Raw genomic sequence first — 11,024 nt, forward strand, 5'->3', positions numbered from 1 at the left:
AATACCGCATCGGTCAGCTTCAGCCGCAGGAACCAGCGATAGGCGACATTCACCTCGATCTCGCGCACCAACTGGCGCTCAGAGCGGATGCCGAAGAGATAGCCCAGGAACAGCGCCTTGAACATCAAGGTCGGATCGAGCGCCGGGCGGCCATTATCCGGACAGTAGAGCCCCGCAACCCGGTCATGGATGAACGAGAAGTCGATCACCGCGTCGATCTTGCGAAGCAGGTGATCCTTGGGAACCAATTGATCGAGTGTCACCATCTCGATCGCAGTCTGCTCAGGGGCCGGGCTCTTCAACATGGCCCACTGAATCAAAAAGCCCCGGCTCACGCCAGGGCTTTGTCAGCAGTCTGAGGCCGCCCGGGACACCGGGCGGGCTCTTTTCATATCGCGGCAAAAAACGCTTTAGGGGAACAGCGCCAGCTGCAGGAGGCCTTCGCCCTCTTCGAGCCCGAAAGCTACATTCATATTCTGCAGGGCCTGGCCGGCGGAGCCTTTGACGAGATTGTCAATTGCCGCGATGACCAGAGCACGTCCGGGGATACGGTCGGGGAAAACGCCGATCTGCACATAATTCGAGCCGCGGACATTCTGGGTCTGGGGAACGCCGCCTTCCGGCAGAACATGCACGAAAGGCTCCGACGCGTAATCCTCCACCAGTCGCTGGCGAAGGTCGCCGGCCGTCACGCCTTCGCCAAGGCGCACATAGCAGGTGACAAGCTCGCCCCGGCTCATCGGGATGAGATGCGGCGTGAAATTCACCGTAACCGGCATTCCCGCGGCAACGCCGATTTCCTGTTCGATCTCCGGCGCATGTCGATGCTTGCCGACGGAATAGGGTGACAGCCCCTCGCCTGCCTCGGCAAAAAGCGTGTTCTGCTTGAGACCCCGTCCTGCGCCGGTCACGCCCGATTTCGCATCGATGATGAGATCGCGCGCATCGATCATGTTTTGGCGCACGAGCGGCAGGAGCGCCATCAGCACGGCCGTCGGGTAGCAGCCCGGACAGGCGATCAGCCGGGCATCCTTTATGAGCGCGCGGTAATGCTCTGTCAGGCCATAAACCGCCTCCTCCTGAAGCGCCGGCGCCTGATGCTCATGGCCATACCACTCGGCATAGACGGACGCGTCTCGGAGACGGAAATCGGCCGACATATCGATGATGCGCGCTTTCGGATTGGCGCTCAAAACCGCCGCCGTGATCTCCTGCGTCGTCCCGTGGGGGAGCCCGCAGAAAACGGCATCAAGCTCGCTCCAATCGACCTCTTCCCAGGCTTTGAGACGCGGCAAATCGAGGATTGCGAGATGCGGAAACACCGCTCCCATCTCTTTGCCGGCATGGGTGTTGGCGGTCAGTGCAGCGATCTCGACATGCGGATGGCGCGCCGCGAGACGCACCAGATCGGCGCCGGTGTAGCCGGAGGCGCCAAGGACGCCGATGCGAATCTTATCGTGCATATCAAACCCTCGCTTCAAGGCGCCGGCTTTAGCCGCCAGCCCGAGGCGAAGTCAACGAAGGTCGATACAGGGCCGCTCAACGCCAGCGGCGGACGAGATCTCCGAGATGCGCAAGACCCGCAAGCGCCAGGAAGAAGGCGATCGTCTGCCACCCCGCCCCCACGAGTGCGGCACGCAACGCCAAAATCAGCGTCGCGCCCGCGGCAAGATTGACGAGAAGATCGAGCGGGCGAACGCCGCGCCCTGTCCGGCGATAGAAGTAGACGAGCCCGACGGCCTCCGCGAGTACGAGCAGAAGGATGAGGTCGGCGATGCGCCCGCTTTCGATGAGGCCGGCCATGAGTGCGGCTCCCGAAAGGGGTTAGGAGACGCCGCGACGGGGACCGAGCTTGCTCTCCTCGTCCGGCTGAACGAGACCCAGAAGATGCGCCACATCCTTGAAGAAGACCCGCAGATGCGCTCCGGGGCGGGCGCGCACGAGCTTCTTGTTCATATAGGCTTCCCAGGTCAGTCGCTGCACGTCCGGATCGGCGCACATCGACACGAAGCGTTCGCGCCGCTTGTCGTTCTTGTACCAGAAGTACTGCATGATCCCGAGGATCCAGAAGACGCGCCCATGCTCTTTCATGAAGCGCTTGCGTGCACCCGCGAGCGCCTTCGCGTCGTTGGTGCGCAGGAATTCCTCGACGGCCTCTCCGGCGAAGCGACCGCAGACCATGGCGTAATAGATGCCCTCGCCGGAAGCTGGCGCCACGACGCCGGCGGCATCACCAGCCAAAAGCACATCCTGGTCGTTGTCCCATTTCCGGCGCGGCTTCAGCGGGATCGGCGCGCCTTCCTTGCGGATCGTTTCGGCCGCGTCGAGACCCGTGATACCGCGCAGATCGGCGACGGCGTTGCGCAGCGAAAAGCCCTTGTTGGCACTGCCGGTGCCGATGCTCGTCGTGTCGCCATGGGGGAAGACCCAGGAGTAAAAATCCGGCGACATGCGGCCATTGTAATAGACGTCGCAGCGCTTCGAATCGAAATGCGCGGCACCGTCTTGCGGCGAGCGCACGATCTCATGATAGGCAAAAACGTACGGCACCCGGCCTGCCCGCGGCACCGCCTCGCGCGCGACGGCGGAATTCGCCCCGTCCGCGCCGATCACGGCGCGTGTCCGCACCACTTCCAGCGACGCATCGCGCCCGCCGTTTTTCGGCCGGTAATGGATCCGGGCCACACCGTCGGTGTCGCGGTCGAAAGCTTCGAACGTGCCGGCGCAGCGCTCGGCGCCGGCCTCGGCAGCACGCTCGCGCAACCACTCATCGAAGTGCTCGCGATCGACCATACCGACGAAGCCGCCCTCGATGGGCATATTCACCCGCCGATCCGTCGGCGAGACGATCTCAGCGGAGGAGACCTGTGCGACGAGCATCGATGTCGGGACGTTGAAATCGCGCAGGAGGCGTGGCGGCACCGCGCCGCCGCACGGCTTAATGCGGCCCTGCCTGTCGAGCAGCAGAACCGAATGCCCTTTGGAGGCGAGATCGGTCGCAGCCGTCGCACCCGCCGGACCACCGCCGACGACGACCACATCGTATGTTTTGCTCTCAGGCATGATTACCGTCCCCCTAAACCGGCGAGCGTCTCCTCGCCCACGGCCGTCACATCCAGCGGAGCCGAGATCACCTCGCCCGCACGGTCGACCCGGTATGCAAGCCAGGCCGAAATCAAGAAGAACACGCCTTCGATCGCAAAGACCATGGCATAGGCCGGTACCGGCGAAGCGAAGATCGTGCGTGTCGTATCGATGGCCACCGTGCCCAGGAAGCCGCCGAGGCCGAAAGCCACACCCTGTGCGGCACCCCACAGGCCCATGCGCACGCCTTCGCGGCGCTCGCGCCCGGCACCCGCCAGACCCATCATCGACGCGATGGCGGCCACAGCGAAGGCGCCGTTTGCCGCACCCAGAAAAAAGACCGATCCTTTGATCGGCCAATCAGGACCCCAGAAACCTGCTGTGACCAGCCCGAACAGCGCCAAAGCGGAGGCGAAACAGCCGCCAATGGTCCAGCTCTTCATGGTGCCGATGCGCCGGCCGATCACGTTGCTGCCGAGAGCGCCGACGAGCAGCATGCCGACGAGGACGCCGCTGTGCTGGACGCCGGCGAGCTTCGTCGACTCGCCCGGCGTCATTCCAAAGACGGTGCCCGCGAAAGGCTCAAGAACAAGGTCCTGGGCGCTGTAGGCGAGCATCGACACGAAGATGAAGATGGTGAAGCGGCGCGCGGTCGTCTCGCCCCAAACCTCTTTCAGCGCCTGCCGGAATTCGGGCTTTTCCTCCGCCCCGTCCTTGCCCGCAGGATGCGCATCATCGGGCCGGGCGACGCGCTTTTCGACGCCAAAGACGGCCACGAGCGTCACCAGGAAAGCCGCCAGAGACACTCCTCCCGTCACGGCAACGAGCCGCTGGGGAGAAAACGGATCGAGGAAATGGCCGGCGGAGGTCGCCGTCACCACAAAACCGACGATCATCATCCCCCAGACGAGGGTTGCCGCCGCCGCGCGACGTCCGGGATCGACCTTTGCGGCGAGCAGGGCGAGAAGCGAGGTGCCGGCCGCACCAACGCCGATGCCGATTGCAAAGAAGCTCAACACGGCAAGCGCGATGCCGCCGGCGAGATTGACGCTCATCCAGGCTGTCGCGACCGCGGCCAGGAAGCCGCCGCCCCCGAGGACGGCCATACCTCCGACGATCCATGGGGTTCTGCGGGCGGTGATGTCCGAACCATAGCCCCACCGCGGGCGCAGCATCTGCACCGCATAATGCACGCCGACCAGCGCGCCGGGCAAAGTGGCCGGGAGAGCAAGCTCAACGACCATTACCCGGTTCAAAGTCGATGTCGTCAGGACGACGATCGCTCCAAGTGCCGCCTGCACCAGTCCGAGACGGACGATGCTTACCCAGCCCAACGTGGCTGTCTGCATGTCACGCTCCAATCGTACGCAGTGCGAAAGCCGAAATCAGCATGCCGAGAACGTAAAGCGTAGTGCCGGTGGCGTTGTACCAGGCGGCCTGCTCTTTCGGCTCACGCAACAATCGCGCCATCAGCACGAACTGCACGAGCAAGGAGACACAGACCGCGGCTGCGTAAATCGGCTTTCCCCACGAAAACAGGAGTGCAATCACAATGGCTTGCGGGAAAGCCATGACAAAACAGGCAAACCTTGCCGCGCGCGCGACGCCCAATTGCGCCGGCAGCGACCGGATCCCCATCTTGAGGTCGCCCTCGACCGCCTTGAAGTCGTTGAGGGTCATGATTCCGTGGGCGCCGAGGCTGTAGAGCGCCGCAAGCGTGATGATCCGCCAATCCGGCAGCCCGCCCACCATAACAGCGGCGCCGGTAAACCACGGAAGCCCTTCGTAGCAGGCCGCGACCGCCGAATTGCCCCACCAGCCGTTCTTTTTCAGCCGGAACGGCGGCGCGGAATAGGCCCAGGCGAGAATGAGACCGACCACCGCCGCCCAGAAAACCCAAATCCCGAGAAACGCTGCAAGGGCGAGCGACAGAGCCGTCCAAATGAGCGCGATATAAAGGCCCCAACGGCCCGGAATGCGCCCAGACGGAATCGGACGGTTGGGCTCGTTGATCGCATCGACATGGCGGTCGTACCAGTCGTTCGCAGCCTGGCTCGTCGCTGTGACCATCGGCCCTGCGAGCACGATGCCGGCCACCATCACCAGCCAGCGTTCGGAGATTGGAACGCCTGAGGACACGACGCCGCAGCCGAAGGCCCACATGGGAGCGAACCATGTGATCGGCTTCAACAATTCGAGGACGGCCGCCGGTTTCGGGCGGGTCAAAGTATCGGATGCAATCGAAGCCGAGCGAGACATGGGCGGGACAGTATTGGCCGCCTCGCGCACCGTCAACTCAACTTTACACTCGCCCCCGCGGCGGAATCTCGCGCCCCCCTGCGACGGGGAACCCGCGTCACTGCCGGACGTTGCGAGAACATTCCGAATGTTGCAGAGCAAAACGGCGGAGCGGATGAGGAGCGAGGACAAGGCGATGACATCGCAGAACGAAACTGAAGGCAGCGCATCATTGGGCAATGACGCTCAAATGCGCCCCGAGCCAGCCGCGAGAAGCGTCTCGCCGGTGAGCGAAAGCCGACCCGCCGCGCCAATGCCGTCGCTGCCCGAGGCCTTTCCCGCCGAACGGCGCGAGATCACGGGACGTGCCGGACGCCTCTCCTATTATGTCGCAGGCGAAGGAAGCCCCCTCCTCCTCCTCCACAGCATCAACGCCGCGGGCTCTGCCTACGAAGTGCGGCCGGTTTTCATGCACACGCAGACGCGCCATCGGGTCTACGCCGTCGATCTTCCGGGTTTCGGGTTTTCCGATCGCTCCGACCGCACTTACGACATTCGGCTTTTCGTCGACGCGGTCCACGACATGCTCGATCTCATCGAAGCGGAAACCGGATCACGCGCCATCGATGTGATGGCACTGTCTTTGTCGTCAGAATTTCTGGCGCGCGCCGCCACCGAACGGCAGGAAGGGCTTCGCAGCCTCACCTTCGTCACGCCAACCGGCTTCGAGACAGGATCGAGCAAACGTCGCGGCCCGGAAGGCTCGACGCGGCAGGTGCCGTTTCTCTACGAAACGCTCAACGTGCCGCTCTGGAGCAAGGGGGCGTTCCGCCTTCTCACCACCCGACCGAGCATCCGCTTCTTCCTTGAGAAAACCTTCGGCAGCAAGGACATCGACGACGGGCTTTTCAAATACGCCTATGAGACGACGCATCAGGACGGGGCTCGTCACGCGCCTTATGCCTTCGTTTCGGGATGCCTCTTCGCCAACGATATCAGGCGCATCTACGAGAAGCTGACGCTGCCGATCTTCCTCGCCCACGGCACCCGCGGGGATTTTCAGGATTTCTCAGAGGTCGATTGGCTGCGCGCGCAACCCAATTGGACGGTCAAGCCGTTCAAAACCGGTGCGATGGTCTATTTCGAGCAGCCCGAGGCCTTCCTCGCGAGCTTCGAAGAGTTTCTTGCGTCCTCGAAAGCATGAGGCATTTCGCATAGGCCTCTCGGGCCTATCCCAAGACACCAACGCGGTTCAGTGGTCGCCGCCGTTTTCCGGCGTGAAGTCCACGAGGTCGTACCGGCGAAGCTTCGAATAGAGGCTTTGCCGGCTGAGGCCGAGGATTTCGGCGGCCGAGGCGCGGTTGTCGCCGGTCAGCTCGAGAGCCGCCTCGATGCAGAGCTTCTCGATCACGTCAGTGGTTTCGCGCACGAGATCCTTGAGGGGCACGCGGCCGACGAGTTCCGTCAATTGATCGACCGAGCGGGGCAATTGTCTCGCCGCCGGGCGTTCTCTTTCCACCCGCGCGCTGACATCGCGAAGAACGAAACCAAGGCAGGGCTGCTCCCCCTCGAGCACCGAGACCGCGGCAACCTCAACATCAACAACGGATCCGTATTCGCCGCGCAGGATCGAGCGAAAATGCCGAACCGAGCCGTGTTCGCGCAGATTGGCGATGAGCACGTCGAGTTCGATTCCCTGCCGTCCGACCCAACGCTCCAAGCGCTTTCCACGAACCTGCTCAAGGCTCGCGGTCTGCGCCAAATCAAGGAAAGCGATATTGGCCGCCAGGATACGTCGGTCGGGGTCGGTCACGATGAAAGCGTCGGGCAGATGCTCCACGATATCGACAAGAAGCGACGTCGTGCCGGCATCCTGCTTCACCCGCTCGCCGTCGACCGGTGACAGTCGGATGAGGAAATGGGCTGAGGATTCCTGCCTGAAAAGCGACGCCGATAAAGTGCATTCCTGTTCGCTGAACGGCAGCCGCACACGCGCATCTTCGGCGTGGCCTGCAGCCCTCACCATCGCCAGCAGCGCTTGCACGGCACGCTCCGATTCGTCGGCAAAAAGTTTGCGCAGCGGCGCTCCGACGAGCTGTTCCGGGGACTGATCGAGCAGGCGGCTCGCGGCGGGGTTGACCTCGACAACCTTCTGGCTGTTGGCGTCGATGATCAAAACGGCCTCAGAGGCCATCTTGAAGAACAGTCGGTAGCGCGTCTCCGCCTGGCGCAGGCGTGAATATTCGCGCTCCAGCGCCACCTGCGCTTCGATCAGCCGTTGCTGCAGCGCCGACACCGGACGCAAATCGCGACCGATTGCGATGTAACGCTCGCCGCCGCCCACCTGCATGGCGAAATAACGCACGGCCACATCAGCGCCACGGCTCGAAGGGTGATTGACCTCGCGCCAGCGCGAAACGCCTTTTGCGCGCGCCTCGCTCAGAAGAGCTGTGACCTTGTTTTCGCTGTCAGGCGTGACGAGATCGCGCCACACCTTTCCGACCCAGTCGGAAACACCCTCGTGAGAGAATTCTTCGTCGCCGAAAGCGAGATCCTGAACGACGCCCTCTTTGTCCAGGACGAGGGCAATGTCTGCCGCGTGGGCGATTAGCTTTCCGGCGATCTCGGCGTCCAGGTCTCCGACCGACTTATGCGGGACCGCGAACTCGCTTGGGGCAGATTTTGTAACCAAGCCGTCCATCTGTTGCACTTAGTCCCGCATCAGGCGTGAATCATCAGCAACGCATAGCTAGGAGACCGAGCATACGCTCGGCCTGAGACACTGCACTGCGCGCATCCGTCGCTCCTACATCGGCCCCGACCGTTGCCACAAGCTCCGGATGCTCCATAAAGATCTGTCCACCAACGATTACAGCGATGGATTTGTTACGAGATTCCAGGCGGATCGCCTTTATCGTCGCCGCCAGATCATCGATCCCGCGCGCGCTCGACAGCGACAACCCGACCATCGAAAACCATTCGCGTTTGACGATCCCAACGAGATCGGCGGTGTTCGCATCGAGTTCAACAGACGCGTCCCAACCACCGCGACGGAAGAAAGCCTCCGTCAAAAAGATGCCGAAGGAATGGCGCTCGCCGGGTGCGGACGCGAGCAGGATACGCCGGCCGTCGCCGCAATCGGCCGACTGGCTGTAAAAAGCTGGGCCGAGTTCACGCAAAAGATGCTGTAGCCGTGACATGCCGATGGTCACCTCGGCGAAATCGCAGCGATCATCGTTCCAGAAATCCCAAAGTCGCGTGGCTGCAGGCGCCATCAGCTCAAGCAGAAGCGCCTCGAGCCCGACGCCGCGCGCACGCGCCATATCCACATAGGCGAAGGCGACACTCGCATCACGCGCCAGCAGAAGACGGGCGAATTCGTCGACGTCGACCGCGTCGACGCCGGTTCCCTCGACGCAATTGAGATGGGGCTCGCCCCATCCGACACGATGGGCAAGCATCAATCGCGGGATGATCTCACCTTCTATCGTCGTGAGAATACGGCCGCTCCAGGCGCTCTGGCTGGACGCCGCCTCGATGTCTGAGACCTGGATCGAGCGCATGGGAACATCGTCCCACGGCCGGGTCCCGTCCCAGCTTCCGCAGCGGTCTTCAGCATGTTGCCTAACGTCGACCATATCTCGCACCCCCGAGCTCAAACTGGCCAAAAACAGCTTTCGCCACCTCGCCTTCGCGGCAGCCGTGTCCGAACGGAGGCCTCAAACCTCCGCCATTCGACGCGCGAGTTTAAGCACTTTCGGTCCCTCAGCGATAGAGCCGGAGCGTACGCCTCGGCTCGGCAGAATGTAAAGTAAGATTTACGTCTAGTGTTGTTGACAGTAGCCGAGCCGCAGCCCTAGAGTCGGGCCTACGTTGTGCCGGTTGGGGAGACGGGGCGCGGTGAAAACGCCAAAGAAAACAGTCATTTCTCTCTATACAGAGGAAGAACGTCGGCGGCGTGACACGACCTCCTGGACGTTGGTTCAGGGTGTGTTGGCGCCGATTCAATTCCTCGTATTTCTCATCAGTTTAGCCCTTGTGATCCGGTATTTGACGACAGGCCAAGGGTATTTTGTCGCAACTGCTTCCATCGTCGTCAAAACCGCCGTCCTGTATACGATCATGATCACGGGCTCGATCTGGGAGAAAGTGGTCTTCGGCCGCTATCTCTTCGCACGAGCCTTCTTCTGGGAAGACGTCTTCTCGATGCTCGTTCTGGCCCTTCACACGGCCTATCTCGGCGCGCTTTGGACGGGTTTCCTCGATGCTTGGGGGCAGATGATCTTGGCGCTCGCCGCCTATCTCGCATACGCAATCAACGCGACACAGTTCGTTATGAAGCTGCGCGCCGCGCGGCTTCAGGAGCAGGCGATTCGCGATGCGGCGGCCGCGACCAAGACGGATATGGAGTTCGCACGATGAACCCAGCCGGCGTCGCACGCGTCACGACGGGCTGTAGTGAAGCGCCGGTCCTGCGGGAGCGCGGCCAGCGCGAGGTGTTTTGTGGTCTTACCGGCATCATCTGGCTGCACCGCAAGATCCAAGACGCCTTCTTCCTGATCGTCGGATCTCGCACTTGCGCGCATCTGATGCAGTCGGCTGCAGGCGTGATGATCTTCGCGGAGCCGCGTTTCGCAACGGCCGTCATCGAAGAACGCGACCTTGCCGGCATGGCCGATGCCAATGAAGAGCTCGACCGCGTCGTCACGCAGCTCCTAGCGCGCCGCCCTGAGATCAAGCTCCTGTTTCTGGTTGGCTCATGCCCTTCGGAAGTGATCAAACTCGATTTGTCGCGCGCTGCTGGCCGCCTCAACGAGAAATTCGCGCCGACGACGCGCATTCTGAATTATTCGGGCAGCGGCATCGAGACGACCTTCACCCAGGGCGAGGATGCGTGCCTGGCCGCCCTTGTCCCGGAAATGCCTGAAGCTCCCGCGGAAGCTCCGGCCTCCCTCCTCGTCGTCGGCTCTCTCGCCGATGTCGTGGAAGACCAGTTCCGGCGGCTGTTCGACGATCTCGGCGTAGGGCCTGTTGGCTTCCTGCCGCCGCGATCGTCGACAGAGCTGCCCGCGGTTGGCCCCAATACCCGCTTCTTGATGGCGCAGCCCTATCTTGCCGACACGCGGCGGATTCTGGGAAAGCGTGGAGCACAGGCTCTGCAGGCCCCCTTTCCCTTCGGCGCGGAAGGCACCACCGCATGGCTTAAGGCAGCGGCCGATTGCTTCGGCGTCGACGAGAGCCGGTTTAGCGCGGTGACGGCCCTCGGCCGCGAGCGCGCCAAACGCGCGCTGTCGCACTATCAACAGCAGCTCGCTGGCAAGAGCATCTTCTTCTTTCCCGATTCTCAGCTCGAGATACCGCTTGCACGGTTTCTGTCGCGGGAGCTGTCGATGCGGATCGCCGAAATCGGCACCCCCTATCTGCATCGTCAGAATCTCGCGGCAGAGCTTGATCTGCTGCCGGAAGGCGTCGTCTTGTCCGAAGGTCAGGACGTCGACCGGCAGCTCGATCGTGCGCGAGCCGCGCGCCCGGACCTGACCGTGTGCGGGCTCGGCCTCGCCAATCCGTTGGAGGCCGAAGGCTTGACCACCAAATGGGCGATCGAACTCGTGTTCACGCCGATCCAGGGCTACGAGCAGGCTGGCGATCTCGCCGAACTCTTCGCGCGGCCGCTCAACCGCGCCGCCCGGCTGGAGGTGTGA

At 62.8% G+C, this 11,024-nt stretch carries 11 protein-coding genes; 3 read left to right on the top strand and 8 right to left on the bottom strand.

The features are described from left to right. The 6 genes from BLP76_RS14655 to chlG form a co-directional block, all read right to left on the bottom strand. Positions 1 to 305 (bottom strand): transposase (locus BLP76_RS14655; protein ID WP_139163729.1); only part of this gene is annotated, 305 nt, incomplete at its 3' end. Between the two features lie 105 nt (positions 306 to 410). Next, positions 411 to 1,463, bottom strand: a complete 1,053-nt coding sequence (gene argC / locus BLP76_RS14660) for an N-acetyl-gamma-glutamyl-phosphate reductase (protein WP_092814925.1) — start codon at positions 1,461 to 1,463, stop codon at positions 411 to 413. Between the two features lie 76 nt (positions 1,464 to 1,539). Next, the gene (locus BLP76_RS14665) at positions 1,540 to 1,803 is read right to left on the bottom strand and encodes a hypothetical protein (RefSeq protein WP_092814929.1); all 264 of its coding nucleotides are present in this window, start codon (positions 1,801 to 1,803) and stop codon (positions 1,540 to 1,542) included. Positions 1,804 to 1,824: 21 nt separating this feature from the next. Next, a complete protein-coding gene (locus tag BLP76_RS14670; RefSeq protein WP_171904413.1) occupies positions 1,825 to 3,063 on the bottom strand; it encodes a geranylgeranyl diphosphate reductase in 1,239 nt (412 codons plus the stop codon). A 2-nt stretch (positions 3,064 to 3,065) separates the two neighbouring features. Then, the gene (locus BLP76_RS14675) at positions 3,066 to 4,433 is read right to left on the bottom strand and encodes a BCD family MFS transporter (protein ID WP_092814932.1); all 1,368 of its coding nucleotides are present in this window, start codon (positions 4,431 to 4,433) and stop codon (positions 3,066 to 3,068) included. Position 4,434: 1 nt separating this feature from the next. Beyond that, the gene (gene chlG / locus BLP76_RS14680; protein ID WP_092814935.1) at positions 4,435 to 5,343 is read right to left on the bottom strand and encodes a chlorophyll synthase ChlG; all 909 of its coding nucleotides are present in this window, start codon (positions 5,341 to 5,343) and stop codon (positions 4,435 to 4,437) included. A 127-nt stretch (positions 5,344 to 5,470) separates the two neighbouring features. On the opposite strand from chlG, the gene BLP76_RS14685 reads away from it, so the two are divergent. Beyond that, the gene (locus BLP76_RS14685) at positions 5,471 to 6,526 is read left to right on the top strand and encodes an alpha/beta fold hydrolase (RefSeq protein ID WP_244514602.1); all 1,056 of its coding nucleotides are present in this window, start codon (positions 5,471 to 5,473) and stop codon (positions 6,524 to 6,526) included. A 48-nt stretch (positions 6,527 to 6,574) separates the two neighbouring features. Here BLP76_RS14685 and ppsR read toward each other — a convergent pair whose 3' ends face one another. Together ppsR and BLP76_RS14695 are read right to left on the bottom strand one after the other, a co-directional pair. Further along, entirely contained in the window at positions 6,575 to 8,023 is a 1,449-nt protein-coding gene (gene ppsR / locus BLP76_RS14690; protein ID WP_092814938.1) for a transcriptional regulator PpsR, read from the bottom strand. A gap of 34 nt (positions 8,024 to 8,057) precedes the next feature. Then, positions 8,058 to 8,885: a cobalamin B12-binding domain-containing protein gene (locus BLP76_RS14695; RefSeq protein WP_170130522.1), complete on the bottom strand. Its 828-nt coding sequence runs from the start codon at positions 8,883 to 8,885 to the stop codon at positions 8,058 to 8,060. A 310-nt stretch (positions 8,886 to 9,195) separates the two neighbouring features. Between BLP76_RS14695 and bchF the strand changes: the two genes are divergently transcribed. Both bchF and BLP76_RS14705 read left to right on the top strand, forming a co-directional pair. Then, complete coding sequence (gene bchF, locus BLP76_RS14700) at positions 9,196 to 9,744, top strand: 2-vinyl bacteriochlorophyllide hydratase (protein ID WP_092814944.1); 549 nt, start codon at positions 9,196 to 9,198, stop codon at positions 9,742 to 9,744. Further along, on the top strand, positions 9,741 to 11,024 hold the full coding sequence (locus tag BLP76_RS14705; protein ID WP_092814947.1) for a ferredoxin:protochlorophyllide reductase (ATP-dependent) subunit N: 1,284 nt from the start codon (positions 9,741 to 9,743) through the stop codon (positions 11,022 to 11,024). The genes bchF and BLP76_RS14705 overlap by 4 nt, the downstream gene beginning before the upstream one ends.

Source organism: Afifella marina DSM 2698, from assembly GCF_900102695.1.
GTDB classification, from domain to species: Bacteria; Pseudomonadota; Alphaproteobacteria; order Rhizobiales; family Afifellaceae; genus Afifella; species Afifella marina.